This is a genomic window from Pedococcus sp. P1_H8 (assembly GCF_056405175.1).
On sequence record NZ_JBFUCP010000007.1, the window covers coordinates 293,894 to 319,027 of the forward strand.

Below are 25,134 nucleotides of genomic sequence, written 5' to 3' on the forward strand. Positions count from 1 at the left end.
ACTGGTTGCGGGCGCGAGAGCAGTACGGTTGCCGACTGTGAGCAGCCGCGAGTCCCGCAGCTACCCGTATGCCCCCGACCCCGGCGACCTCCCGCTCCTCCGGGGTGAGGCCTGGGGCGGCTGGTTGGTCACGCACACGGTCGTCTGGTCGGGTCTGTGGCTGGTGCTCGGGTCGATCGCCGCGGCCCTGCTCGCGCTCGGCGGACTCTGGTCACCGGTCGTCGCCATCCCCGTCCTGCTGGTGCTGGCGGTCGCGGCGGGGCTCGCCACGTCGCTCGTGCCGGTGCGTCCGCTACCCGTCTGGTCGGCCGCCCTGCTCGTGGTGCTTTCGCTGGCCGCCGTGGCCTGGGCCGGGGCCACGCATTCGGAGCAGGTGCTGCCCCGGCGCGACTCGGGCTCCTACCTGCAGTCGGCCGTCCAGCTGGCGTCCGGGCACGCGCGGCCCATCGTCGTGCCGCCCGAGTCCGTCGGGGGCGCCGACGTGCTCGCCATCGACGGCATCACCCTGGCGAGTCCCGCGTTCTACGCGACCGGGACCGCCCAGGACCCCAGCATCCAGCCGCAGTTCCCCATCGGGGCCTCCGCCTGGTACTCCGTCGCCTGGTGGGTCGGAGGGCCAGCCGCGATGGCGTGGGCGCCGGCCATCCTGTTCGGCCTCATCGTGCTGGGCGTCGGCTTGCTGGCCTCGACGGTCGTCGGCCCCCGGTGGGGGCCGCTCGCGGCACTGGGCACCGCTGCGCTGTTCCCCCTGGTCCACGTCGCCCGCGCGACCTACTCCGAACCGGTCGCCCTTCCCGTCTTGGCGGCCGGGCTCCTGACGATGGTGCTGGCCGCTCGGAGCGCCGCGGTCCCTGACGTCGTCGCCGCGCGCCGCACTGCCCTCCTCGCCGGTGTCCTCATGGGCGGGGCGGTCCTCATCCGGGTCGACGCCCTGCGCGAGGTGGTCCTGGTCGTGCCGGTCGTCGTCCTGGCAGCGCTGCAGCGGCAGGCCCATGCCCGGGTGCTCGGTGTGGCCACGGCCGTCTCCGGCGCCGTCGCCCTCGGGCTCACCTGGCTGACGTCGAGCGAGTACCTCGGCAGCATTGCCGCGTCGCTCCTGCCACTCGTGGCCCTCGGAGCTGCGGTGTGCGGCCTCGGGGCTCTCCTGCTGCTCGGAGCTCGGCGAGGCTGGACCATGCCCGCTCTGGTCCAGGCCTGGCTGCCGCGGGTGCTGGCGGCCGGCGTCGTGCTGCTGGGCCTCGCGCTGGCCAGCCGGCCGTGGTGGCAGGTCGTGCGCCAGTCCGCCGCCGACCCCGGGGCGCGCGTCGTCGCGGGCCTGCAGGCGCGTCAGGGACTGGCCGTCGACGGTGGCCGCACCTACGCCGAGCAGGCGGTCGGGTGGCTGTCATGGTGGCTCGGTCCGGTCGCCCTGGCCCTCGCGCTGCTGGCGACAGGGGTGCTCGCCCACCGCGCCGCGTCAGCCTGGGTCGACGGCCGAGAACTGCCGGGCTGGACCGGCCCGGCCGTCGTCGGGATCGGCTCCACCCTGCTCATGCTCTACCGTCCGGGCATCACCCCCGACCACCCGTGGGCGGACCGGCGCCTCGTGATCGCCCTGCCCACGGTCGTCCTGCTCACCGTCGCCTGTGCCGCGGTGGTGTCACGCTGGTCCACCCGCCGGCTCCCGTATGCCGTGAACGTCGCCGTCAGCTGTGGCGTCGCCCTGGCCCTGCTGGTCCCGACTGGTCTGGCGACCTGGCCCCACGCCGACGAGCGGGTGGAACGAGGGGAGTGGGCGGCCGTCGACCACGTGTGTGCGGCCCTGCGACCTGGAGACGTGGCACTCATGGTCGACTCGCGGGCGGCGAACGAGTGGCCCCAGGTGCTGCGCGGCTACTGCGGCGTGGCGGCTCTGTCGACCACGTCGGCGCTCCGCAACGACCCGGTCCGACTGGCCGCCGCCGTCGACCAGGTGCGTCGCGCGGTGGACGCCCGCGGAGGGCGTCTGGTCCTGGTGGCAGCCGACTCGACCGAGGCGCTCAGCCGGCTGGGACTGACCTCCGCGGTGGTGGCGGTCGACGCGCGGATCGAGGAGGACGCCCGGTTGCTCGAACAACGCCCCGACTCGTTGGTGCAGCTGCCGATCCGCGTCTACCTCGGCCGCCTCGGCTGAGACCTCGCCCCTGCCTCAGGACTCGACGGTCCAGGTGGTGGTCGTGCCGTCGGGACCGAACAGGGAGCCCGCGGCCAGCGCTGACCGGATGAGCCCTCGCACCTGCTGCTCGTCCTCGGAGCCGGCGTCGAAGTGGACCGTGACCACCGCGCCACCACCGTCCACCTCAGGGCTGGTGTGGTGCGGCCAGCGACACGGACCGTCATGCTCCCAGTGGCCGCAGAGCGCGCCACGGTCACCGCACCACCCAGGGCGGCGGGGTCGCCGACGAGGGTGACCACGCGGCATACCTCGATGTGGTCCCACGTCCGCGAGGTCATGGGAGGAGGCTACGGCGAGCGCTCGTCAGCTGCGCTTCGCGAAGGCGTCGGCGGCGTGGCGACGAACCGCGGCATACGTGCCCTGGTCGGCGGCCACGATGATGCCTGGCGTGAGAACCATTGGTGCGTAAGGCGTTCCGTCAGTGTGGCCGACGAAACCGCCGGCCTCGGTGACCATTAGAGAACCAGGCGCGTGGTCCCACGGACTGTTGCGGGCGTAGAGGATGTAGTCGGTCGCCCCCTCCATGAGCCGGGGGTAGTCGACGCCGCAGCAGACCCACGAGCCGACCAGGGCGGGAAGCTTTCCGAGCGAGTGACCGCGCAGCGGCCAGATCGAGGTGACGCCGTGCGGGGGGACCCCGTCCTCCACCGGCTCGCGGATGATGCGCTCGCCGTTGCGATAGACGCCGGCGCCCTTCTCGGCAACCCACGCGACCTCGTGCTCTGGCTGCCAGATCCAGGCGCGCACCGTCTCGCCACGCACGACTTCGCTGACCATGACGGCATGGTCGGGGGAGCCGTGGACGAAGTTCTTGGTGCCGTCGACCGGGTCGACCGTGAAGGCGTGCTCCGCCTCGACGTAGCGGTCGAGGGTCGTCGGGTCGGCGGAGGTCAGCTCCTCGCCGAGGACGAACGCCCCGGGGAACGCCGCCGACAGCTCGCGGGTGAGGATCGCCTCGGACTCGTGGTCGGCGATCGTGACGAGGTCACCGGGGTTCTTCTCCATCACCTCGCCGTCGGCCAGCGCCCGGAACCGCGGCGTGATGACCTCGGCTGCGACGGTCTTCATCAGGTCCAGCACCTGTTGGGTGTCCACGGGTCCCACCGTTCCACACCGGGGCCGCGGGCGGTCACCCGGTCTCATCCCACCGGGACCCGCGACTCTGAAGGATCCTCCGGACCCAGACGCGGATGATCCTTCAGAGTCGTGAGGCTGTGGATGGCCGACGGGCTGCGCAACCCGATCGGTCAGAGTGGGCGGATGCCGATCGACTGGTCAATGCTGCATCAGCACGCCAACCGCCAGTACGACCTGCTGACCCGTCGGCAGTGCCTGGGGGCAGGGATGACGGACGACGCGGTGCAGTGGCGTGTCTCGTCGGGGAGGTGGGTCCGCCTGCGCGATGGCGTGTTCCTCACCAAGCCGGGTCGAGACGACTGGAACGTCACAGCGACCGCGGAGCTGCTGGGCTGCCTGTCCGGCGCGCCAGCCGCCGATGCGGCTTTCTGCGGTCGCTCCGCTCTCTACCTCTGGGGCCTGGAGCGCACGCCACCGACCGTCACCGAGGTGGTGGTTCCCTACGAGCGGGCCATCGCCTCCGGTCCGACCCTGAGGGTGCGCCGGTCGGTCCGCTGGGAAGACCTCGTGGATGAACGCGCCTTTCCATGGCGGACCACCCTCCCCGCGACGCTGCTGGACGTAGCCGCCAAGGGGACCCCGATCGACGCGCTCTCGACCGTCGCTCTTGCAGTACAGAAGGAGGTCGTCTCGGTCGGCCAGCTCCGAGCCGAGCTGGCCAGGCGCCAAGGGCATCGTCACAGTCGCGTCCTCGGTCCCGCCCTGGCCGAGGTCGAGGACGGTGCTCAGAGTGGGGCGGAGGTGCTCTACGTCCGCGATGTCGAGCGCGCCCACGGGCTGCCCGTCGGGTCACGTCAGGCGCCGTCTGACGCCGGTCGTCGACGGTTCCACGACAACGAGTACGAGGACTACAGCCTGATCGTCGAGGTTGACGGACGGTTGGGGCACGAACGGTGGGCAGACCGGGTGAAGGACGGCCGTCGCGACCGCCAGCTGCTGTCCAGCGCGCGGGCCACGACGAGGGTCTTCTGGGCCGATGTCGCGGCCACGCCGTGCGACACCGCCGTGGACATCGGGGCGATCCTCCGGGCTCGAGGGTGGCCGGGGCGGGCACGTCGCTGCCGACGGAACGGCTGCACCGTCCCGGGCCGCTGACCGTCCCTTGCACGTGGCGACTCTGAGGATCGTCCGGACCCGGGCGCCGAGGATCCTTCAGAGTCGCGGACAGCTGCAACGCCGGAGGGGGAACAACGAGGGTGAGCACGGGGGAGGTTCCCGGCGGGTAGGCTCCTCGCGAGATGAATGAGCACCCCAGCACCGGTCCAGCCGCCCCCGCCACGGAGCGCATTCCCACCGACCCCCGGCAGACGGACAGCCCCGTCACTGAGCGCTTTCCCGTCGCGCCCGAGCCGAGCCCCAGCGCCACGGAGCGTGTGTCCGTCGCGCCGCAGCAGGTCATTGCTCCCGCGACCGAGATGATGAGCACCGGTCAGCAGGCGGCCCCAACCACCCCGGTGGGTGAGGCGTCCGTGCACCCGGCTGACGCGGCATACCTGCCGGCGGTCGCGCCCAGCGCCGCCCCACTCCCCGGCCAACCCGGCCACGGCAAGCCGTTCGTCACCATCGTCCTGCCGTGCTTCAACGAGGCGGCGCACGTCCTCAAGGAGATCGACCGGATCACCGAGGCGATGAACGCCAGCGAGTTCACCTACGAGGTGCTCTGCATCGACGACGCCTCCACCGACGACACCCTCGAGGTGCTCCAGCAGGCCAGCCGCGACTATGCCAACCTGCGCGTGATGCCGTTCCGCCGCAACGGCGGCAGTGGCACCGCCCGCCGGATCGGCACCCAGCAGGCCCATGGCGAGATCGTGGTGTGGACCGACGCCGACATGACCTACGAGAACGAGCGCATCCCCGAGCTGGTCCGGATCCTGCGCGACGACGACTCCTACGACCAGGTCGTGGGCGCCCGGACCACCGAGGAGGGCACCCACAAGTGGGCCCGCGTCCCGGCGAAGTGGTTGATCCGCAAGATCGCCGAGAAGCTCACCAACCAGACCATCCCCGACCTCAACAGCGGGCTGCGGGCGTTCCGGCGCGAGGTGTCGCTGCCCTACCTGCGTCTGCTGCCACCGGGATTCAGCTGCGTCACCACGATCACGCTGGCGTTCCTGAGCAACCAGCACGACATCAAGTACGTGCCCACGAGCTATGCCAAGCGCGCGGGCGTCAGCAAGTTCCACTTCGTCCGCGACGCCTACCGCTACATCCTCCAGGTGCTGCGCATGGTCATGTACTTCGACCCGCTCAAGGTGCTCATGCCGCCGGCCCTGTGGCTCATCGTCATCGGGCTGCTCAAGGGCGTCGTGGACATGGTGCGACACCCGTTCTACTTCCCGGCGAGCACGGTGCTGCTCATCGTCAGCGGCATCATGATCGGCTCGCTGGCGTTGCTGTCCGACCTCGTCGTGCGTTCCCGGACGGGCGTGTGAGCAGGCTCCGGTATGCCGCGTGGCCGGGGCAGCTGCCGGGGCGCCTTCAGGCGCGTGTCAGGTGACGCCCAACGCCGCGCTCAGGGTCGCGGTCGTGGGGCCGACCCATCCCTACAAGGGCGGGGTCGCGTCCCACACGACGAGCCTGGCGCACGAGCTGGCCGAGGCCGGTCACGACGTCACGCTGGTGTCCTGGTCGCACCTCTACCCGTCCAAGCTCTATCCCGGTGAGCAGGCCGTCCCGGGCGGCGCTCCCGACGTCGAACCCTTTCCCCGCACGGTCCGCGCCCTGAGCTGGGCCCGCCCGGACACCTGGGTACGCACCGGTCGCCGGCTGCGCGGCTTCGACGTCGTGGTCGTGGTGCACGTCATCCCGGCCGTCGTCCCGGCCCACCTGGCACTGCTCCGGGCGGCCGGCGTCGGTCGTCGCAACGCCCAGCGGGGGGTCGCCCACGCGGGGCCCCGCAGCGTCGTCATCGCCCACAACGTGCTGCCACACGAGACGCACCTGGGCGACCGCGAGCTGATGCAGCGCTTCTTCGAACGCGTGGACTCCGTTCTCGTGCACAGCGATTCGCAAGCCAGGATCGCCTACGAGCTCGGCGCCCCCCGCGTCTCGGTCACCGACCTCCCCCCTCACCTGCCCGGCGGCGCACCCGTGGAGCGCGTGGCCCACGACGGCCCGCCGCGCCTGTTGGCACTGGGGATCGTGCGCGACTACAAGGGTGTCGACCTGCTGATGGAGGCGCTCGCGGAGGTGCCCGGCCCGACCCTGACCGTGGCCGGTGAGATGTGGGGATCCAGCGGCGAGCGGGTCAAGGAGCTGGCCCAGGATCCTCGGCTGCGCGACCGGGTCGAGGTCCACGGCGGCTATGTGCCGGCCGACCGGTTGGCGCCGCTGCTCGCGACCCACGACGTCCTGGCGCTGACCTATCGCAGTGCCACGGCCTCACAGAACGCCTTGCTCGGCCAGCACCACGGACTTCCGGTCCTGGCCTCCGACGTCGGCACGTTCGGCGGCCAGGTGCGAGACGGCGTCGACGGGCTCCTGGTGCCGCCCGGAGACAAGCAGGCGCTCGTCGAGGCGCTGCAGCGCCKCGCGGAACCCGGCTGCACGGACCGGCTGCGCGCCCAGGTCCGTCCGCCCGACCTGTCCGGGCCCTGGGCGCGGTACGTCGGGACGATCGAGGCCCTCGCCGCCGTCGAGCCCGCCGCCGAGGCTGATGAGCCCGGGGCCGAGTCGGGAGCCGGGCCCTCCGGCGCGGCTGCCGTCGTCGGGCACCTGAGGCACCGGGCGGCGAGCGCCGCACGGACCGTCATCGCCGCCTCGCGGCCCGAGGTGGAGCTCGGCCGTGGCGACCTGCCCGAATGGATCCACGCGTCCGACATCCTCGCCGACGGCCACGACGCCGACGAGGCGAAAGCCTTCGCCCGCAGCCTCGGACTCCCTCGCTGCAGCGACGCGCTCGCGGCCTGGGCAGCCCTGGGGGCGCTCGCTGCCATCGTCCGGGTCCGCGACGACGGCCGGCGCAGCGCCGTCATCGTCGACGAGTCGGGCAGCCGCTCCCCACTGTCCAAGTGGGCCCGCGCCATCGGGTTCGTGCCGGTCGAGCTGGAGCTCACCGGCCGTCGGTCCTCGGTGGAGGTGCTCGACGTCGACACCGCGTCGCTCGACGTCATCGTGCGGTTGCACCCTGGCGGATGCGACGCCGACGACATCGACGAGGCGATGAGCCAGGCGTCGTGGGCGCTGAAGTCCGGCGGGTTGCTCTGCGTGACCCTGCCCATCGGCCACCCCGGAGCCGAGGGTGCCCTGGGTCCCGCCGACGTCCGCGCGGTCCTGGCCCGTTCCCACGACTTCGGGTTCGTCCTGGTGGGCGACCTGGACGGCGACATCGCGGGGCGCATCCGGATGGCGTCGGACACCTCCACGCGCACCGACGCGGCATACGGGCTGCTCCGTCTGACCCTGCGGAGACGCTGAGATGCCGACCTTCGGAGACGCTGACCTGACGGAGAGCCCACGATGACCCGATCCCGCGTCTTCACCCTGCTGCGGAGCCTGTTGGCCCTGCTCGTGGTCGCGGCGGTGTCGATCGCCGTCGCGCGCAACTGGCGAGCCGTGTCGGCCGACATCGACCGGATCGACGCGGGGTCCTTCGCGCTCGCGGCGGTGCTGGTCTGCCTGCCCCCGCTGCTCACCGTGCTCGCGTGGCGCATCCTGCTGGCCGATCTCGGGTCGCCGCTGCATGTCGCGCCTGCCGGCGGCGTGTTCTTCGTCGGCCAGCTCGGGAAGTACGTTCCCGGTGCCGTGTGGAGCATCGTCGCGCAGGCCGAGATCGGGGCGAGGCTGCACATCCCTCGCCGCCGGTCGGCCGTGGTGGCGTTCGTGACGGTCGCGATCGCCGCGATCTGCGGGCTCATCGTCGGCGTGCCGGCCCTGCCCCTGCTCATCACGCGCGACGACTCGTCGGCGGCGACTGGCTGGATGGTCCTGCTCGCCATGCCGCTGCTGGCCGTCGTGCTGTGGCCCCGGCTGCTCAACTGGGCCATCGCGACAGTCCTGAAGATCCTGCGTCGCGAGCCCCTGGAGCGCGAGCTCTCAGGTCGCGCCGTGCTGTCGGCGACGCTGCTGCTCATCGGCGCGTGGTTGTGCTCCGGCCTGCACGTGCTCGTCCTCGCACGGGCCACGAGCACCGACTACGAGAGCGGCCAGCTGCTGCTCGCGACGCTGTCCGGCTTCGCGCTCGCGTCGTCGCTGGCGATGTTCAGCGTCATCCTGCCCGCCGGTGTGGGTGTCCGCGAGGGGGTGCTGGTGCTCATCCTCGCGCCGGTCACCTCGACCTCCGCGGCGACGGCGGTCGTGGTGATCTCGAGGTTCCTCACCGTGGCGGCCGACGTCCTCTTCGCCCTCCTCGGCTGGGCCTACGCACGGTCGCACCACCTCCTGACCTCGGCCCAGGAACGCGAGCACGACCACATCGTCGTCGACTCCGTGGGCGAGGTTGCCAGCGACGGTGCTCCCGGGGAGCAGGCGCCCGGCCCGAGGCAGGCCCGACCATGAGCGGCGAGCCCACCGGACGCGAGGAGCAGCTCGCCTACTCCGAGCTCATGGACGCCATGCTCGACGAGCGCAAGAGGCGGCAGAAGGCCCAGAAGATCCTGGCCGTCGTCCGGCACGCCCTGGGCCGCGAGGACCTGGCTGGTCTGCGTGCCCTCGACGTCGGCTGCTCCGCGGGTTTCATCGCGGACGAGCTCGCCCTGGCGGGCGCGCACACGACGGGCGTCGACATCGACGAGCCCGGACTCGTGGCCGCCCGTGAGCGTTTCGGCGAGCGGGTCGAGTTCAGCCTCGCCCGCGGGGAGGCCCTGCCCTTCGAGGACGGCTCGATGGACGTGGTGGTGTTCAACCACATCTACGAGCACGTGGTCGACCCCGAGTCCGTCGTCGCCGACATCCACCGGGTGCTCAGCCCCACCGGAGTCCTCTACCTCGGCATCGGTCACCGACACCAGGTCATCGAACCGCACTACAAGCTCCCCTTCCTGTCCTGGCTGCCACAGGCGGCGGCCGACCGCTACATGCGGCTCACCGGACGGGGGGAGCACTACTACGAGCACTACTACTCCCGGGCCGGGCTGCGGCGGCTCTTCGGCGCCTTCGACGTCTGGGACTACACGCTCCCGGTGCTCGCGGACAGCAAGGCCTTCGCCGGGACCGACCAGATCCCGCAGTGGGTGTCGCGCGTGCCCGCCCCCGTGTTGGAGCGGGCGGCGCCGATGGCACCGACGTACATCTGGGCGGCCTTCAAGGACGCCTCCCCCTCGGGCCCTGCGCTGCGGGTCAGCCCCGTCCACCTCGGCTGAGACACAGGTATGCCGCCTGCTCAGGCGAGCGGGCGGCCTACCTCGTGCTGGTGGTCGGTTCGGAAACCTCGCGGTCAGGCCGCGCCGGGCTCCTGGGTGTCGGTCTTGGGGTACTTCTTGACGAAGTCGACGATGACCTGGCCGGAGACGTCGCCGCAGAGCTGGCGGTGACCGGCGTCCTTGGCCCAGTGGGCGAGGGCGTACGGCTTGTCCGCGGGGAAGGCGCCGCGGTTGGCATCCCACTCGACGACCTTGAACTTGCCGCTGGTCTCGGGGAGCTTGTTGGCCTGGTCCGCGATGTCCTTGAGGAGCGTGGTGTCCTTCACCTTGGCGCCGTCGTACCAGAGGATCGTGTAGCCGTGCTCGAGGTTGTGGACCAGGGTCTCGAGGACGGGACGGTCGGTCGCGGTGTAGAAGTCACGGCCGCTGACGTCGGGGCTGACGAAGTGGGGGCCGTTGCTCGGCGGGACGGTGGAGTACGTCACCGAGGTCTGGTCGGGCTTCTGGGTGCCGGGCCCCACGTGCTCGCCCGAACCGGTCGAGGCATCCGTCGTGACCGCGTCGCACTTGGCCGCCGCAACGGAGGCGCCGAGGTGGGGCAGCTGCTTGGCCTTGGCGTCGTTGATCGCATAGAGGACAACGCCGGTGAGACCCGCGAGCAGGACGAAGCAGCCGACGACGATGCCGGCGACGACCTTGCGTTCCTTCGCCTTCTGCTGGTTCTGGATCTCGGCCAGTCGGGCCTTGCGGTCCTGGCTCACGCGCTTGTTTGCCACGGGTTCCTCGGGTGGTTCGGGGTCGGGACGCGCAGAGTCTACGTGGCCCGCCTGCGGACTCTGTCACCACTACGCGCAACACTGACGGCATGTCCCCGACGGCCGAGACGACGCGTGTCTGGCAGCCCGGGCGCCCGACTGCGGTCGGCCTGATCGTCTCGGCATTCCGTCGTGGGGGCGCAGATCCGACGTTCCAGTCCGACCGCGGTGACGGCTGGTGGCTCGGCCTTCCCACGCCCTCGGGGCCGGCGACGTTGCGGCTCGTGCAGCGCAGCGAGATCGGTGAGGTGGTCGCGACGGCTTGGGGGGAGGGCGCGCAGTGGGCCCTCGACCAGGTGCCTGCCCTCCTCGGTGACGGCGACGACGACAGCGATTTCGTGGCGCACCACCCGCAGGTGGCGAGGGCGTGGAAGAGGTATGCCGCCTGGCACGTGCCGCGGTCGGGGCTGGTGATGCACGCCTTGGTGCCGGCGGCGATCGAACAGAAGGTCACCGGGCAGGAGGCCTTCGGTGGCTACCGCAGGCTCGTCCACCGGTTCGGCTCACGAGCGCCGGGGCCGGGGGAGCAGCGGCAGCTCTGGGTGGCGCCGACGGCCCAGGAGTGGGCCGGTATTCCCTCGTGGGAGTGGTTGGCCGCGTCGGTCGACGGCGCCCGGTCGGCGACGGTGGTGCGGGCTGCCCGGGTGGCCGGCCGGTTGGAGGAGAGCGCCTCGCTGCCGCTCATCGAGGCCCGCCGACGCCTGCGGTCGGTGCCCGGCGTGGGGGTGTGGACGGCCGCCGAGGTGGCCCAGCGCGCCCTCGGCGACCCCGACGCGGTGAGCTTCGGCGACTACCACGTGGCCAAGGACCTCACCTGGGCGCTGCTGGGCGAGGTGCGCGACGACGACGTGCTGGCCGAGCTGCTCGAGCCCTACCGTGGCCACCGCTACCGGGTGCAGCACCTCCTCGAGCTGTCCGGGGCAAGCCGGCCACGACGCGGCCCGCGGATGGCGCCGCGCACCCACCTGCCCACCCGGCGCTAGACCTCAGCACCCCGGACCTGTTGCTCGCTCGTGGTCACCGCGGCCCCGATTCGACCTCTCCGTGACCACCAGCCGGCAACACGTCGGAGATGAGGCGGGTGCGGTCAGCGGGGGTGCACCTCGAGCCGCACGTCCAGCCCGTCCACCTCATCGGGCACCGCGGTCGCCAGCCCCTCGCCCCACAGCGCGACCTGCAGGCGGCTCACCGCCACCCCCAGCTGGTATGCCGTGGGCGCACTGACGTGGACCACGTCACCACCGACGTCCACGCCGGCATCGGGGGCTCCGCGCAGGGCCACCGCCACCGCCCGGCGCAGTCGCGACCCCACGTCCTCGGGGCCGATAGCCGCGATCCCGTCCTCGATCGCCTCGGGGCTGCCCGGGGCGGTGCCGAGGGCAGCGCGGATGGACTCGGCGCGCCCGTGGTCGAACCAGTCCTCCCGGCCGACTCGGACCAGCGCCCGCGCCCCGGCTCCCCGTCGGTCGAGGGCCAGATCGGTGCCGCGGATGACGGCGGCCGGGATCGCGTCCGCCTTGCCCTTCACGAGGTCGGCCGCGGCGGCCAGCTCGTCGGCGAGAGCCCTCGCCGTGACCGACAGCGGTTTGCCGTCGGCGTCGACAGATCCCCTCAGGTCGTCGACGACCGCCACTCCCGCAGCCCCCAGGGCGAAGTCCGTCTGCCCGAACCGCCAGGGCCGTCCGGCCGTGTCACTCAGGACCACCCCCAGACGCCGCAGCCCGGTCGCCGCGAGCAGGGCCACCCGCAGGTGCTCCGCCTCTGCGTCGGGGTCGGCAGGGAGGAGCAGCACGTCGTCGCGACTCCCCGTGTTGGAGGTGTCCACTCCGGCCGCAGCCATGATCGGACCCGCCGTCGACTGCACGATGCGGGTGATCCGGTCGTCGGACATGCGCTCGGCGACCACCCTGACCGTCTGGCTCACCACGGCGGCACTCCTGTCGGCCGAATCTGCCCACAGGCCAAGGGATTTGGAGACGACCTTGCTGGAGACGACCAGCACGTCGCCGTCCACCAGCGAGACGTCGACCGAGGCCGCTGCGTCGAGCAGGAGGGTGACCAGGACGTCGCCCGCCGCCACCTCGGGCATCCCCGTCAGGGGGATGAGCGACACCGACACGGTCAGGCGTCCTTGAGCTCGAGAGCGAGTTCCAGTGCGGCGCCAGCGATGTCGGCCGCCGCGTCGGCGTCGGTCATGAGCAGCGGCCGACTGCGCACCGTGGCCCGTGGCAGGCGCACGGACGCCTCGTCCTCCGCTGACACCAGCCATCCGTCGAGGAAGTCCTCGTACAGCCCGGCGACGGCCGCGGCTGTGGACTCCACCCCGATGGCCCGGAGGCACGCGTCCGCGTGGCCGCGCACCGGCATACCTCCGATGAGCGGTGAGACGCCGACGACGGGGGCTGCGCTGCCCCGCAACGCATCTCGCACCCCGGGCACGCCCAGGATGATGCCGATCGAGACCACGGGGTTGCTCGGAGGGAGGAGCACGACATCCGCGGTCCGGATGGCGTCGAGAACGCCCGGTGCCGCAGTCGCACGGTCCATGCCCACGGCCTGGAACCGCTGCGCCGGGATCGAGGCCTGGTGACGAACCCACCACTCCTGGAAGTGGATGGCGCGCTGACCCTCCTCGTCCTCGACGACGACGTGCGTCTCCACGGGTGAGTCGCTCATCGGCAACAGGGTGATCCGCTGGTCTGGGAGGCCCCATCGGGCCGCCAGGCGCGCCGTGACCTCGGTGAGCGACAGCCCCTGCCCGAGCCACTGCGAACGGATGATGTGGGTCCCGAAGTCGAGGTCGCCGAGGGCGAACCACTGCGGCACGGCACCGTAGGCCGCGAGCTCACCCTGGACCCGGTGGCTCTCGTCGGCCCGGCCCCAGCCCTGGCCCTCGTGGATGCCGCCGCCCAGGGTGTAGAGCAGCGTGTCGAGGTCGGGGCAGACCCGCAGCCCGAACAGGCTGATGTCGTCGCCGGTGTTGCCGATGATGGTCAGCTCGGTGTCCGAGAGGCCGGGGGAGCGGTCCAGGTGAGCGCGGAGGCCACGCAGGAAGCGGGCACCTCCGACGCCGCCGGCCAGTGCCGTGATGCGCATGCTCCGCAGTCTTGCAGCCCGCCACCGGAGACGGGCCTGCGGGCCCCCGTCGCGGCCCGCAGGCTTCTAGCGCACCTCTAGCGTCCTGTGAAGCGGCGTTATCAAGGTTCATCCGATCGGGCAAATATCAGACTTCCGCTTGACGAACCACGTATGACACGCGTGTAATTCCATTGTTGTGACCAAGCAAGGTCACACGCAGCGGCGAACCGGGTCGAGGAGGAAGCCGTGCAGGAACTTCAGTTGGTCACCTTCGAAGGTGGCGAAGAGGTGGAGGTGTCGTGGCAGGAGCGCTCGCTCTGTGCCCAGACCGATCCCGAGGCGTTCTTCCCTGAGAAGGGCGGGTCGACGCGTGAGGCCAAGAAGGTCTGCGTCGGCTGTGAGGTGCGGGCCGAGTGCCTGGAGTACGCCCTCGCCCACGACGAGCGGTTCGGCATCTGGGGTGGGCTGTCCGAGCGGGAGCGCCGCAAGCTCAAGAAGCGTGCGGTCTAGTCGCCCGCGCGGCGACTCCGTGACCAGCGCATGACGCTTGCCCCGCCCCACGGCCTGACCGACCCCGCAGGATCGCCTGCGGCGGTCGCGACGGTGACGGCGGTTCTGGTCCTCCGTGGCCCGACCTCGGCGCTCCGCGAGACCCTCGACTCCCTTGCGCGCCAGACGCGCAGCCCTGAGCGCCTCATCGTCGTGGACCCCGGCAGGGACGAGCGCGACGGCAATGCCGTCGAGACGGTGCGGGCCCACCGAGGTGTGGCCGAAGCCATCGACTCGATCTCCTTCGTCACCGTCCCCGGCGCAGCCTCCCTCGCCCATGCCGTGCGCTTCGCCCTCGCCCAAGCCGACCGGGCCGCGACGGCCGAGGGCGCTTCCGCGCCCGGTGCCACCCATGTCTGGGTGCTCACCTGCGACAGTGCCTCCGCCCCCATGACGCTGGCGCGCCTGCTCGACGCGGTGCGACGTAGTCCGTCGGTCGGTGCCGCCGGCCCCAAGCTGCTCGACTGGACACGTCCGGGCGCGCTGCGATCGGTCGGCCTGCAGCTGACCCGCAGTGGCCGGGTCATTCCATCGCCGGCCTCCGGTGAGCCCGACCAGGGGCAGTACGACCGCCGCACCGACGTCCTGGCCATCCCGGCGACCGGCATGCTCGTGGAGCGCGGAATGCTCGAGGAGCTCGGTGGCCCCGAGCGCGCCTTCGGGGACTTCGGCGCCGATGTGGACTTCTCGTGGCGTGCCCAGCAGTCCGGCCGCCGCGTCGTCGTCGTGCCCCGCGCGACCCTGCGCACCGGTGCCCAGGCGGAGCTGGACGACGTCGTCCGCGGCGACTCGACCCCCCGGATGCGTCGTCAGGCCAGGCGCGTGGCCCTGGCCAGGTGCGCCTGGTGGGCGCTGCCGCTGCTCGCGGCCTGGATCGTCGTGTCGAGCACCCTTGCCGCCCTCGCGCTGCTGCTGGCCAAGCGACCCCGAGCCGCGTGGGCAGAGTTCGCCGACGTCGGGGCGGTGCTGACCCCGGGCCGAGTGCTCGGGGCGCGGTGGCGCTCACGCGGCACCCGACAGGTCCGTCGGCGCGACCTGCAGGGCCTGTTCGTCCCCTCGCGCACCGTGCTGCGACACACCACCGACCTCATCCACGACCAGGTCGCGCTCGAGCCCGGGCAGGCCGATGCCCGCGCCGACGCCGTCGAGTCCGGTCCGGTCGCCGACGAGGCCCAGGACCTCAACGTCCTGGGTGCGACGTGGGCGTCCCACGCCGCACGGAACCCCGGCCTGCTGGCGACCCTGGTCATGACCGTGGTCGCAGCCCTGGCCAGCCGTCACCTCGGAGGCAGCTTCGTCGACCGGCTGGACAACGGCGTGACTGGCGGCGAGACCCTCGGGGTCCGGGCCGACGCGAGCACCATGTGGCACGCCTGGTTCGACGGCTGGCACGGCGCGGGGCTCGGCAGTGCCGGCGAGCAGGGCCCGCACCTCGTCATCCTGTCGGGTCTGTCGTGGCTGGTGGCCCACCTCCCTCTTCTCAGTGCGCCCGCCTCGCCGGTCGGCGCCGTGACGACCCTGCTGGTCACCTTCGCCCTGCCGATGGCGACCCTCACGGCATACCTCGGCGCCCGGGTCGTCACGCACTCACGGTGGCCGCGGGCCATCGCCGCCCTGGCTTGGTCGACCACCGCCGTGCTGGCCACGGCGGTGAGCTCGGGTCGCGTGGGCGGGATCGTCGCCGCGATCCTCCTCCCGCTGGTGGCCGCGGGAGTGACGCTGGCCGGTCGCCGCAGCGGCACCGCCACGGTCACCGCCGCCACCGTCCTGGCCGCCACCGCCCTCGGAGCCTTCGCTCCTGCTCTCCTCGTCCTCGTTCTCGTTGCCGGGCTGACCGTCCTGCTCGTCGGCCATGGCTGGGCTCGCGTGCGGGGCCTGGCCCTCGTCGTCGGCCCGGTCCTGCTGCTGGGGTCCTGGGTGCCCGCGCTGGTCGCGCGCCCTGCGCTGCTCTTCACCGGCCCTGGCCTGTCGGTCTGGGGGACGACCCAGGCGCAGCCCTGGCAGATCGCGCTCCTGCACCCCGGCGGCCCCGGGTCCTACCCCGTGCTGCTCTCGGCGCCGTTGGTCCTCGGCGGGCTCCTCGGCCTCTTGCGTGCCGGCGGGCGTGGTCGCGCCGCGAGCGTCCTCGGTGCCGTGGCCCTGCTCGGCCTCGCCTATGCCGTCGCGGCACCCCGGATCCAGCTCGGCGTCGTGCCGCAAGGCCTGCCCGACGCCGGAGCACCGGTGACCGCGTGGTCGGGTGTCGGCCTGCTCGTCCTCACCCTCGCGCTCGTGGCCGCAGCCCTGCTGGGCGCCGATGGGCTCGCCGTGAGCCGGGCGCGCGGCGGGTGGCAGGCGTTGGCCCGCTGGCCCGTGGCAGCCGCGCTGATCGGGGCCGTGCTGCTCAGTTCCGGGTGGCTGACCGTCCGCACCGTGGGCGACCAGCTGCAGGCCTGGCAGGACCCCCGCCCGGCCGTGGCCATCGACCAGGCCGAGAGCGGCCTCGGCAACCGCATGCTGCTGCTGCGGCCCGAGGGCGATGCCCTGACCTATGAGCTGCTCGGCCGCGAGGTCGGGGATGTCGTCCGGACCCTGCCCCCGCTGACCGCAGACCGACCGGCGGCGGCGGCGCTTGCCGCCTCCGTGAGTGCGCTGTTCGAGCAGGGGGCCGCGCCCGGCGCGCTCACCCCTGCAGCCGACCTGGCGGACCAGGCGGTCGGGTTCATCGGCCTGAGCGCCGAACCCACCGACCCCAGGATCCGCTCCCTCGACGCCACTGCCGGGCTCAGTCGGCTCGGCGAGCATGACGGCGTGCTGTTCTGGCGGGTCCTGCCCGGAGGCGGCGGCGCGAGCGACGACGCAGTCGCACCGTCCCGCGCCCGGCTAGTGACCCGGGCGTCCGAGCAGGCCATCCCCGTCTCCGGTCCTCACTCGCAGCTTGAGGTGAAATCCGTTGTCCCGCAAGGGGCGTCGCTCGTGCTGTCCGAGCCGGGAGAGTGGGTCCGGCACGCGCGGGTCACCGTCGACGGCCAGGTGCTCGCACCCAACGGCGACGCCGCGGCATACGCGCTGCCGGCGGGGCCGGCCACGATCTCGGTGGACGTTCTCCCGACCAACGCCATCTGGCGGTACGCCCAAGGCATCCTGCTGCTCCTGGTCGTCTTCCTCGCCGTGCCGTTCGGCAACCGCTCCTCGAGGCGGAGGCGCCCGTGAACCTCTCCGTCAGCGGCATCGTCCGCACCTCGCTCGTGGCTGCCGCAGGCGTCGGCATCGTCGCCGCAGCCATGCACGGCCAGGGAGCCTTCGCGTTCGCGTCGACCGGAGTCGTGGACACCGCCACCATCTCTGCCACGAACCCGGTCCGCAGCTCCTCGCTGTTGTGCCCGGGTCCCGAGCTCAAGGGCGTCAAGGGTGTCGACGACCTCGACGTCGGTGTGCGGGTTGCCGCGGCTGCGGCCCCGGTCCGGGCCCTGACCGGCACCACGCCCGCCACCGCCCCGGGTCAGCTCAGCCTCAGCCGTATGCCGCGCGGGAACCTCGGCACGGCCGCGACCGTCCGCGGTGGCACCGTGGTCGGTGACCAGTCCGGCGCGGAAGGCGTGCTGGTGTCCGGAACGCAGTCCATGGCCGCCGGTGTCGCCGCCGCACAGAGCTGGCTGGTGCCCTCGGGCGACCAGCGCTCGCTGGGCTCGGCCGCGTGCGGGCCGCCCGGTGCCGAGTTCTGGATGATGGCCGGCGGGGGAGCCCCCGGACGACAGGAACGCCTCCTCCTGACCAACCCCGGCGGCAACGCCGTCACCGTCGACGTCACGCTGTACGGCGCCAAGGGGGCGGTCTCGTCCCCGAACGGCAAGGGCATCGTCGTCCCGGCGCACGGACGCACCGCGTTCCTGCTGGACTCCATCAACAGCGAGCTGGCCAATCCCGTGGTGCACGTCGTCGCCGACGGTGGTGTGGTCGGTGCGGTCGTCAACGACCTGTGGCTCGACGGCACTCGTGCGGGTGGGTCCGACGACTCGCTGCCCACTGCTGCCCCGTCGCGGGACCAGGTGATCCCGGCGGTCGCCGTGGACGGGCAGTCCGTCCTGCGGGTCGCGGTGCCCGGTGGCGACGAGGCCGTGGTCCAGGCGCGGGTGCTGACCGCCCAGGGGCCGCGCGCGTTGCCTGCCGGTGGAGTGATCCGGATCGACGGGGGTGCCGTGCGCGACATCGACATCTCGGCGCTCCCGGCCGGCGTCGTGGGCCTCCAGGTGCGAGCGGACGTGCCGGTCGTGGCGGCGGCCGTGGTGACCCGGGCTGCCCCGGGCAAGCCCGGAGACTTCGCTTGGACGTCCTCCACGCCTGCGATCACCGGCGTCGCGGGTATGCCGCTCGCCGACCCTGCGGGCACGACCACCCCCATCAAGCGGTTGCTCTCGTTGACGTCGTCAGGCGACACCGCCGGCGTCGAGGTGGTCACGGTCGACGCGGCCGGAGTGGAGACCTCGCGCCGTCCGGAACTCGGGGTCGACGCCTCTGCGGTCGTCGACATCACCGGCGCGACCTCGGTGTGGGTGCACCGCGTGTCCGGGAAGGGCCAGGTGCGGGCCGGTGTCGTCGCGACGGTGGCCGACGCCCAGGGCACGCTGATCACGACGACCCCCTTGCACGACGCTGCGCTGCGCACCACCACCGTGGGCCTGCGCGAGGTCACCCGCTAGCTCGACGCGGGGTCACCCGCTCAGCGCCGTAGCCGCTCGACGCCGGCTCAGCAGCCCGTCGCCGGCTCAGGGTCTGCGCCGCCTCAGGAGCTCGACGCCGACTCAGGAGCCGTCGTCGTAGCGCGGGTCGAGGTCTCCGGGCGGCAGGTTGAACAGCGCCGCCACCTGCTCCACCACCACGTCCTGGACGATGGCGGTGAGCTCGCGCTGGTTGTCGGCGCGGGCCTCGATCGGCCGGCGGTAGATGACGATCCGCGCCGGAGACCTGCCGTGCGAGGGAAAGGCCCGCGCGAGCGGCGCCCCCTCACGCTCCCAGGGGGCGGGGTCGGTCGGCGGGACGTCCTCGACGGCGAACTCGACGTCCTGGAAGCGGGTGCCCAGCCGCGTCTCCAGGCGGGCAGCGCTGTCGAGGACGAGGTCGTCGAACTGCTGCCGGCGGGTGGCCATCGCGGGGACGGCGGGCCACGCCAGCGGACCTCGGACACCTCGGCCGCGACGGTCCCGTCGCGCCGGCCGGGAGCGCCCTGCCTGCGGGCCGGTCGAAGTCACCAGACCAGCCTACGGCGTGCCGAACCGGGGGGTTTGCCTTGCTGGCATAGAGTCCGCGACGTGAGTCTGTCCAGGAGGTGTTCCCGCACCGCGTGCTCGAAGCCCGCCATCGCGACGCTCACCTATGTCTACGGCGACCAGACCGCTGTGGTCGGACCCCTGGCGACGTATGCCGAACCGCACACCTATGACCTGTGCGCGATCCACGCCGAGGGCCTGACCGCCCCCCGGGGCTGGGAGATCGTGCGGCTGTCGGGGGAGTACGTCGAGCCCGAACCGTCACACGACGACTTGCTGGCCCTGGCCAACGCCGTGCGTGAGGCTGGCCGACCGCGACTCGGTGAGGCTCCCAGGCCGACGCCGGCCGCCGCGCAGAGCAGGCGCCAACCTGCCGACGAGGACGCCTCCGGCGCGATCGAGACGGGTCGCCGCGGGCACCTGCGCGTCCTGCGCGACAACTGACACCGCTAGGGTTTCGGGCGTGCCCTCGCCCGTCCTCTCCGACTTCGTCAAGGCCTACGACGTCCGTGGCCTCGTGCCCGAACAGCTCAACGTCGACGTGGCGTGGGCCCTCGGCGCGGCCTTCGCCCGGACCGTGATCGGGCCGGAGGGAGCACCAGGTGTCGTCATCGGACACGACATGCGGCCCTCGTCGCCCGAGCTGTCCCGCGCGTTCGCCGCAGGGGTCACCGCCCACGGCCTCGACGCGACCCTCATCGGGCTGTGCAGCACCGACGGCCTCTACTACGCCAGTGGCGCCCTCGACCTCCCGGGCGCCATGTTCACCGCGTCGCACAACCCGGCCCAGTACAACGGCATCAAGCTGTGTCGCTCGGGGGCGCGCCCCGTGGGTCAGGACTCGGGCCTCGCCGACATCAGCGCCCTGGCCCAGGAGCTGCTCGACGCGGGCGTCAGCGCCGGGCCCCCGGCCACGACGCCGGGACAGGTGCGCGAGCAGGACCTCCTGGGCGACTACGCGGCCTTCCTGCGCGGCCTGGTCGACCTCTCCGGTGGTCGTCGGCTCCGTGTCGTCGTCGATGCCGGCAACGGCATGGGTGGCCACACCGTGCCTGCGGTCCTCGGCACGGGCACCGGGCTGCCCGAGCTGCCGCTGGAGGTCGTCCCCCTCTACTTCGAGCTGGACGGCACCTTCCCCAACCACGAGGCCAACCCCCTCGAACCCGAGAACCTGCGTGACCTCCAGGCCGCCGTGGTCGAGCACGGTGCCGACCTCGGGCTGGCGTTCGACGGCGACGCCGACCGTTGTTTCGTCATCGACGAGCGGGGCGAAGCCGTGAGCCCGAGCGCGGTCACCGCCCTGGTGGCCACCCGTGAGATCGCCAAGCACGTCGCGGCGGGCGCCTCCGCGGCCGACGTCGCCGTCGTCTACAACGTCATCTCCTCGGCCGCGGTCCCCGAGATCATCGCCGAGCAGGGCGCTCGCGGGGTGCGGACCCGGGTCGGCCACTCCTTCATCAAGGCCGAGATGGCCCGCGAGGACGCGGTCTTCGGCGGCGAGCACAGCGCGCACTACTACTTCCGCGACTTCTGGTTCGCCGACACGGGCATGCTCGCCGCGATGCACGTTCTCGCCGCCCTCGGAGAGCAGGGTGAGCCGCTGAGCCGGCTCACCGCGGCATACAGCCGGTATGCCGCGTCCGGCGAGATCAACTCGACGGTCACCGACGCGCCGGCCGCGACCGCGACCGTGCGTCAGTGGGCTGCCGAGCGCGGGGCCGAGTTCGACGAGCTCGACGGGCTCACGGCGACCCACAGGGGCACCGGCGATGCCCCGATGTGGTGGCTCAACCTGCGCGCCTCCAACACCGAACCCCTGCTTCGGCTCAATGTCGAGGCGGCTGACCAAGACACGATGACCCAGGTGCGGGACGATGTTCTCGCGCTGGTGAGAGGAGAACGCTGATGTCGCAAGGACAGGGGCATGACGTCCGGATCGAGCCGTGGCTGCGGGAGATCCTGAGGTGCCCGGCCTGCCGTTCGGAGCTCGTCGACGCCACTGTCGAGGGCAAGTCCGAGCTGCATTGCACCGGCACGGCATGCGGCCTGCAGTACCGCATCGACGACGGTGTGCCCGTGCTGCTGGTCGACGAAGCCCGCAAGCCGGTCTGACGGACTGCGGGGGTCGCCACGATGGCACAGTTCTTCGACGAGTCGCGGATCGACAGCGACGAGACGCTGGCCACCCTCGACTCCCGGCAGACCCTGAGGGGGCTGGCCACGGCCGGTGCCCAGGTGCGCGAGGCGATCGAGCTGTCCGCCGAGGGCGGGATCCAGCGGGTGGCCGGTGGCGAGCGGCCGCGGTCGGTCCTGGTGGCCTCGCTCGGCGGGTCGGCGGTGGTGTGTGACGTGCTCGAGCTGCTCGCCGAGCCGGGCTCGCCCGTCCCCGTCAGCGTGCGGCGCAACCTGCCGTTGCCCGGCTGGGTCGGCCCGCTCGACCTCGTCATCGCCGTCTCCCTGTCCGGGCGTGCTCCTGGCCCTCTCGCGCTCGCGGCGGAGGCGGCTCGCCGAGGAGCTGCGCTGCTCACGGTCGGGGCCGTCGACTCACCGCTGGCGGACGTCGCAGCCCAGGCGAGGGGAGTCCACATCGGCATCGGCCGCGGTCGCACCACCTCCCGCACCTCCCTGTGGTCGCTGCTCGCCCCGGTGCTGCTGGGTGCTGGCCGCCTGGGCATCGTCGACGTCGACGACCGCGTGCTGACCGAGGCCGCCGACCGCCTCGACGAGATCGCGGAGTCCTGCCGTCCGTCGTCGGAGTCCTTCGTCAACCCGGCCAAGGTGCTGGCGGCCGATCTCGCCGAAGGCGTCCCCGTGATCCTGGGCGACGGCCCCCTGAACGGAGTGGCCGCGGGGCGTGCCACGTCGATGCTCGCCCGCACCGCGCGGGTGCCGGCGACGTCCGGCGAGCTCCCCGACGACGCGGCCCAGGTGGTCGCCTGCTTTGACGGTCCGTTCACCGCCGCCTACTCCGGTGGAGCAGCCGCCCGTCGCGGTGGCCAGGGCTCCGGGTCGGTGGACGACATCTTCACCGATCCCTTCCTCGACGGCCCGGCCGCGCCCCGGCTGTCCTTGCTGATGCTGCGCGACGTCCTGCCCGACCCGATGACCCGAGAGGCCGACGAGGCGCGCGCGCTGGCCGAAACCGTGACCTCGGCGGCTCGTGAGGTGGGAGTGCGGGTCAGCGAGGTGACGGCGCAGCCGGGGCACCCCCTGACCCGTCTTGCGGGTCAGATCGCGACCACGGACTTCGCGGCGACCTACCTTGCCCTGGGCCTGGGGCTGGATCCTGCGGTCTCGCCGCACGTGGCGGACCTGCGAGGCCGAGCCGGCGGCTGACCCTGACCCCAGCCGCCTGCGAGGGGCCTGCGAGGCGCCAGCGAGGCCAGCGGGGGGCCCAGCGAGGGCCGGTCAGGCGCCTGCCGGTCGCCTCAGGGCCGCACCGAGCGGATCAGGGCGACGACGTCGCCGACCACGCCCCGCATGCCGGGCAGCCGGCTGAGCCGGACGAGCTTGTCGACGAGGGGGACGACCTGGCGCACCAGAGCGCGGGTGCGCTTCTGGCCGGCGCTCGAGTCGTGCACCCAGAACAGCACGACTCCCATCTGGAGCAGCCACAGCAGCTCGGGCAGCTCCGCCCGGATGGCTGCCGGCACCTTGAGGTCCGACCCATCCACCACGCGGCGGAACAGGTCGATGCTGGCCTCCCTCGCGCCGCGAGACTCGCTGCTGAACGGTGACAGCGGGCTGGTCGGCTCGGCTGCGATCTTGAAGAACTTGCCCGCGAACCCGTGGAACGGCTCGGCCACGTCCACCCAGCTGGTCAGCACCTCACCCAGCCGGTCGGCGAACTTGTCGTTGCTGGCCAGGACCTGTTCCGCAGCCGACGCGTGGGCGACCTGGATCTGGTCGTAGAAGGCCTGGACCAGGTGCTCCTTCGAGGCGAAGTAGTAGTAGGCGTTGCCGATGCTGACGCCGGCCCGGTCGGCGACGGCGCGCATGGTGGTCTTGTCGTAGCCGCGTTCGAGGAAGAGCTCCTGGGCCGCCGCCGCGATGGCCGTGCGGGTCTGCTCGCCACGGTCGGACCGGTTGGCAGGGTCAGACCGGTTGGCAGAGTCCGTCACAGTCGTCAGCGTAACCACCCCCTTCGGTGACACCGGGACTGCGCGCCTCGGGACTGCGCAGCTCGGGTACGTCCGTCGTGGTGAGGGACGCGCGCAGCCCGGCCGCGGCATACGCCATCGCCCGGGCAACCGGCAGGCCGAGCGGGGTGGACAGACGCAGGGCGAGGTCGCGGTGCTCGACGGTGGCCCACAGGCAGGTGACCCACGCGCTGGCACCGGTCCACATCGCCCCGGTGTCGGCCACGACGGTGATCTCACGGAGGGTGGCGGCGTGGTCGAGCTCGGGGAGAAGCTCGCGCGCGGCGTTGGAGCCAGCCGGGATGGCAACGACCGGCACGAGGTGTTGTTGCTCGACGAGCCAGGACCGGAACCGCGAGCACATCGGGCAGCCCGCGTCGTAAAGGACGACCAGCCGGTTCACGCGCTGTCCCACCGACGCGGCGGGGCGAGGACCGCGGCGACCAGCAGCACGGCGACGGGCACGAGGAACAGCCCGATGAAGTACGCGAGGAAGAGGAGGCCGGTCCAGAGGACCACCAGGGCGGTGATGCCGGCGGCCCACCCCGTCTGGCCGTGCCGCAGCAGCGCTCCCACCGCCAGGACGCCGCACAGCACCGGCAGTGCCACGACCAGCAGCACGCCCAGCTCTGTGTCCACCAGGGCCCGCCCGACGAGTCCGCCGGAGTACGCGACGGCTAGTCCCAGCAGGGACCAGGTCACGGTCGTGGGGTCGCCGGCGCGGCTCATGCCGGGACCTGGCGGCGGTCGGCCGAGGCGACGGCGACGACGAGGGCCACCGTCGCCGGGAGCACGAAGATCCCAATGCTCAGCATCGCGAGCAGGGTGCCTAGGCCCAGCAGCCCCACGACCACCACGGCGGCGACCTTGGCCGCGCGCCCGCCCGGTCCGAGCAGCAACGCCCCGACGACCAGGCAGGCGACCAGCGGGACTCCCGCCACGACCAGCCCCCACCACCCGTTCTCCTCGACGAGGGTGGCGGAGGTGGCGGTGTTGACGGTCGCGCCCGTCGAGTCCGTGCCCTCCGACTCCCCGGAGTAGACCGGCACGGTGAGCGCCGCCACCACCAGCGCCGCACTCCACAGTGAGGCGGCGACGAGCGCGATCCGGACCGTCCTCACGACCGTCAGCCCTGCGGGGCAGCGAAGGGCTGGGTCCAGCCCTGGGGCGGCAGCGGGGGAGCAGCCATCGCGTCGAGGCGACCACGGCGGCGGATCTTGTTGAAGACGTAGACGTTGGTGAGGTGCACGAAGCCGAGCATCAGCAGGACGACTCCCATCTTGACGCTCAGTGCCTCGACGATGGCGCGGGCGTCCGCGAGGGTGTCACCGATCCGCAGGTAGAGCGCGACGACCCCGAGGTTGAGCAGGTAGAAGCCCACGACGAGCAGCTTGTTGACCGCCTCGGCGAGCTCACCGTTGCCGTCGAAGACGTCGACGAGGAAGACGCGGCCGTTGCGCGACAACGTCGAGCCGACCCAGATGGTGAGCGGGATGGCGATGAGCAGGTACAGGACGTAGGCGATGACTGCGTTGTCCACGAGGACTCCTTCATGAGAGACGTTCTTTGAACGTGTTCAAGTTGATGGCTCGACGGTAGCAGGCGACTTGAACATGTTCAAGTATGTGCATGGGCCAGGGTGAATTGCCGCCCCCGCGGACCTCCAGGCACTAG

Annotated in this window: 25 protein-coding genes; 14 read left to right on the top strand and 11 right to left on the bottom strand. The window is 72.3% G+C overall.

The genetic code is table 11. The features are described from left to right. Positions 1-37 precede the first annotated feature (37 nt). Entirely contained in the window at positions 38-2,152 is a 2,115-nt protein-coding gene (locus tag AC1DYG_RS12390; RefSeq protein ID WP_477640163.1) for a hypothetical protein, read from the top strand. 15 nt (positions 2,153-2,167) lie between these two features. Here the strand turns inward: AC1DYG_RS12390 and AC1DYG_RS12395 are convergent, their stop codons facing one another. Together AC1DYG_RS12395 and AC1DYG_RS12400 are read right to left on the bottom strand one after the other, a co-directional pair. Beyond that, positions 2,168-2,317, bottom strand: a complete 150-nt coding sequence (locus tag AC1DYG_RS12395; RefSeq protein ID WP_477640164.1) for a hypothetical protein — start codon at positions 2,315-2,317, stop codon at positions 2,168-2,170. 180 nt (positions 2,318-2,497) lie between these two features. Further along, complete coding sequence (locus AC1DYG_RS12400; protein WP_477640165.1) at positions 2,498-3,289, bottom strand: inositol monophosphatase family protein; 792 nt, start codon at positions 3,287-3,289, stop codon at positions 2,498-2,500. Between the two features lie 111 nt (positions 3,290-3,400). Here AC1DYG_RS12400 and AC1DYG_RS12405 point away from each other — a divergent pair, with 111 nt between their 5' ends. The 5 genes from AC1DYG_RS12405 (at position 3,401) to AC1DYG_RS12425 (ending at position 9,633) form a co-directional block, all read left to right on the top strand. Beyond that, the gene (locus AC1DYG_RS12405; protein WP_477640166.1) at positions 3,401-4,426 is read left to right on the top strand and encodes a hypothetical protein; all 1,026 of its coding nucleotides are present in this window, start codon (positions 3,401-3,403) and stop codon (positions 4,424-4,426) included. 143 nt (positions 4,427-4,569) lie between these two features. Beyond that, positions 4,570-5,766: a glycosyltransferase family 2 protein gene (locus AC1DYG_RS12410; RefSeq protein WP_477640167.1), complete on the top strand. Its 1,197-nt coding sequence runs from the start codon at positions 4,570-4,572 to the stop codon at positions 5,764-5,766. Positions 5,767-5,827: 61 nt separating this feature from the next. Further along, on the top strand, positions 5,828-7,750 hold the full coding sequence (locus AC1DYG_RS12415) for a glycosyltransferase (RefSeq protein WP_477640168.1): 1,923 nt from the start codon (positions 5,828-5,830) through the stop codon (positions 7,748-7,750). A 42-nt stretch (positions 7,751-7,792) separates the two neighbouring features. Continuing rightward, positions 7,793-8,830: a lysylphosphatidylglycerol synthase transmembrane domain-containing protein gene (locus tag AC1DYG_RS12420; protein WP_477640169.1), complete on the top strand. Its 1,038-nt coding sequence runs from the start codon at positions 7,793-7,795 to the stop codon at positions 8,828-8,830. Further along, positions 8,827-9,633 carry a class I SAM-dependent methyltransferase gene (locus AC1DYG_RS12425; RefSeq protein WP_477640170.1) on the top strand — a complete coding sequence of 269 codons (807 nt, stop codon included), beginning with the start codon at positions 8,827-8,829 and terminating at the stop codon, positions 9,631-9,633. Before AC1DYG_RS12420 ends, AC1DYG_RS12425 begins: the two co-directional genes overlap by 4 nt. A gap of 74 nt (positions 9,634-9,707) precedes the next feature. On the opposite strand, the gene AC1DYG_RS12430 is transcribed toward AC1DYG_RS12425, so the two are convergent. Then, positions 9,708-10,409: a DUF3105 domain-containing protein gene (locus tag AC1DYG_RS12430; protein WP_477640171.1), complete on the bottom strand. Its 702-nt coding sequence runs from the start codon at positions 10,407-10,409 to the stop codon at positions 9,708-9,710. A gap of 89 nt (positions 10,410-10,498) precedes the next feature. Between AC1DYG_RS12430 and AC1DYG_RS12435 the strand changes: the two genes are divergently transcribed. Continuing rightward, positions 10,499-11,431, top strand: a complete 933-nt coding sequence (locus AC1DYG_RS12435) for a DNA-3-methyladenine glycosylase family protein (protein ID WP_477640172.1) — start codon at positions 10,499-10,501, stop codon at positions 11,429-11,431. A 104-nt stretch (positions 11,432-11,535) separates the two neighbouring features. Here the strand turns inward: AC1DYG_RS12435 and AC1DYG_RS12440 are convergent, their stop codons facing one another. Then, positions 11,536-12,567 carry a coenzyme F420-0:L-glutamate ligase gene (locus tag AC1DYG_RS12440; RefSeq protein WP_477640173.1) on the bottom strand — a complete coding sequence of 344 codons (1,032 nt, stop codon included), beginning with the start codon at positions 12,565-12,567 and terminating at the stop codon, positions 11,536-11,538. Positions 12,568-12,569: 2 nt separating this feature from the next. After that, positions 12,570-13,544, bottom strand: a complete 975-nt coding sequence (gene cofD, locus AC1DYG_RS12445; protein ID WP_477640174.1) for a 2-phospho-L-lactate transferase — start codon at positions 13,542-13,544, stop codon at positions 12,570-12,572. A 228-nt stretch (positions 13,545-13,772) separates the two neighbouring features. On the opposite strand from cofD, the gene AC1DYG_RS12450 reads away from it, so the two are divergent. The 3 genes from AC1DYG_RS12450 to AC1DYG_RS12460 are packed head-to-tail and all read left to right on the top strand — an operon-like array spanning position 13,773 to position 18,754. After that, complete coding sequence (locus AC1DYG_RS12450) at positions 13,773-14,036, top strand: WhiB family transcriptional regulator (RefSeq protein WP_477640175.1); 264 nt, start codon at positions 13,773-13,775, stop codon at positions 14,034-14,036. 30 nt (positions 14,037-14,066) lie between these two features. Then, the gene (locus AC1DYG_RS12455) at positions 14,067-17,267 is read left to right on the top strand and encodes a glycosyltransferase (protein ID WP_477640176.1); all 3,201 of its coding nucleotides are present in this window, start codon (positions 14,067-14,069) and stop codon (positions 17,265-17,267) included. Next, on the top strand, positions 17,264-18,754 hold the full coding sequence (locus AC1DYG_RS12460) for a DUF5719 family protein (RefSeq protein ID WP_477640177.1): 1,491 nt from the start codon (positions 17,264-17,266) through the stop codon (positions 18,752-18,754). Before AC1DYG_RS12455 ends, AC1DYG_RS12460 begins: the two co-directional genes overlap by 4 nt. A gap of 102 nt (positions 18,755-18,856) precedes the next feature. On the opposite strand, the gene AC1DYG_RS12465 is transcribed toward AC1DYG_RS12460, so the two are convergent. After that, positions 18,857-19,303, bottom strand: a complete 447-nt coding sequence (locus AC1DYG_RS12465) for a metallopeptidase family protein (RefSeq protein ID WP_477640178.1) — start codon at positions 19,301-19,303, stop codon at positions 18,857-18,859. A gap of 60 nt (positions 19,304-19,363) precedes the next feature. On the opposite strand from AC1DYG_RS12465, the gene AC1DYG_RS12470 reads away from it, so the two are divergent. From AC1DYG_RS12470 to AC1DYG_RS12485, 4 genes are read left to right on the top strand one after another with little or no spacing between them, the layout of a single operon-like run. Continuing rightward, a complete protein-coding gene (locus tag AC1DYG_RS12470; protein WP_477640179.1) occupies positions 19,364-19,765 on the top strand; it encodes a DUF3499 domain-containing protein in 402 nt (133 codons plus the stop codon). 19 nt (positions 19,766-19,784) lie between these two features. Beyond that, positions 19,785-21,227, top strand: a complete 1,443-nt coding sequence (locus tag AC1DYG_RS12475) for a phosphomannomutase/phosphoglucomutase (RefSeq protein WP_477640180.1) — start codon at positions 19,785-19,787, stop codon at positions 21,225-21,227. Then, a complete protein-coding gene (locus AC1DYG_RS12480; protein ID WP_477640181.1) occupies positions 21,227-21,433 on the top strand; it encodes a Trm112 family protein in 207 nt (68 codons plus the stop codon). Before AC1DYG_RS12475 ends, AC1DYG_RS12480 begins: the two co-directional genes overlap by 1 nt. Before the next feature lie 21 nt (positions 21,434-21,454). Next, positions 21,455-22,657 (top strand): SIS domain-containing protein, encoded by a 1,203-nt coding sequence (locus AC1DYG_RS12485; protein WP_477640182.1) that lies wholly within the window; start codon positions 21,455-21,457, stop codon positions 22,655-22,657. A 92-nt stretch (positions 22,658-22,749) separates the two neighbouring features. Here the strand turns inward: AC1DYG_RS12485 and AC1DYG_RS12490 are convergent, their stop codons facing one another. The 5 genes from AC1DYG_RS12490 to AC1DYG_RS12510 are packed head-to-tail and all read right to left on the bottom strand — an operon-like array spanning position 22,750 to position 25,000. Continuing rightward, entirely contained in the window at positions 22,750-23,442 is a 693-nt protein-coding gene (locus AC1DYG_RS12490; RefSeq protein ID WP_477640183.1) for a TetR/AcrR family transcriptional regulator, read from the bottom strand. Further along, on the bottom strand, positions 23,417-23,863 hold the full coding sequence (locus AC1DYG_RS12495) for a DCC1-like thiol-disulfide oxidoreductase family protein (protein ID WP_477640184.1): 447 nt from the start codon (positions 23,861-23,863) through the stop codon (positions 23,417-23,419). The genes AC1DYG_RS12490 and AC1DYG_RS12495 overlap by 26 nt, the downstream gene beginning before the upstream one ends. Further along, positions 23,860-24,189 (bottom strand): hypothetical protein, encoded by a 330-nt coding sequence (locus AC1DYG_RS12500; protein ID WP_477640185.1) that lies wholly within the window; start codon positions 24,187-24,189, stop codon positions 23,860-23,862. Before AC1DYG_RS12500 ends, AC1DYG_RS12495 begins: the two co-directional genes overlap by 4 nt. Then, positions 24,186-24,581 carry a hypothetical protein gene (locus tag AC1DYG_RS12505; protein WP_477640186.1) on the bottom strand — a complete coding sequence of 132 codons (396 nt, stop codon included), beginning with the start codon at positions 24,579-24,581 and terminating at the stop codon, positions 24,186-24,188. The genes AC1DYG_RS12500 and AC1DYG_RS12505 overlap by 4 nt, the downstream gene beginning before the upstream one ends. A gap of 5 nt (positions 24,582-24,586) precedes the next feature. Next, a complete protein-coding gene (locus AC1DYG_RS12510; protein WP_477640187.1) occupies positions 24,587-25,000 on the bottom strand; it encodes a hypothetical protein in 414 nt (137 codons plus the stop codon). Positions 25,001-25,134: the final 134 nt, after the last annotated feature.

Coding starts and splice junctions, on each gene's coding strand:
- AC1DYG_RS12410 (WP_477640167.1), top strand. CDS start 4,570: ATGAATGAGCACCCCAGCACCGGTCCAGCCGCCCCCGCCACGGAGCGC.
- AC1DYG_RS12420 (WP_477640169.1), top strand. CDS start 7,793: ATGACCCGATCCCGCGTCTTCACCCTGCTGCGGAGCCTGTTGGCCCTG.
- AC1DYG_RS12425 (WP_477640170.1), top strand. CDS start 8,827: ATGAGCGGCGAGCCCACCGGACGCGAGGAGCAGCTCGCCTACTCCGAG.
- AC1DYG_RS12435 (WP_477640172.1), top strand. CDS start 10,499: ATGTCCCCGACGGCCGAGACGACGCGTGTCTGGCAGCCCGGGCGCCCG.
- cofD (WP_477640174.1), bottom strand. CDS start 13,544: ATGCGCATCACGGCACTGGCCGGCGGCGTCGGAGGTGCCCGCTTCCTG.
- AC1DYG_RS12455 (WP_477640176.1), top strand. CDS start 14,067: ATGACGCTTGCCCCGCCCCACGGCCTGACCGACCCCGCAGGATCGCCT.
- AC1DYG_RS12480 (WP_477640181.1), top strand. CDS start 21,227: ATGTCGCAAGGACAGGGGCATGACGTCCGGATCGAGCCGTGGCTGCGG.
- AC1DYG_RS12485 (WP_477640182.1), top strand. CDS start 21,455: ATGGCACAGTTCTTCGACGAGTCGCGGATCGACAGCGACGAGACGCTG.
- AC1DYG_RS12500 (WP_477640185.1), bottom strand. CDS start 24,189: ATGAGCCGCGCCGGCGACCCCACGACCGTGACCTGGTCCCTGCTGGGA.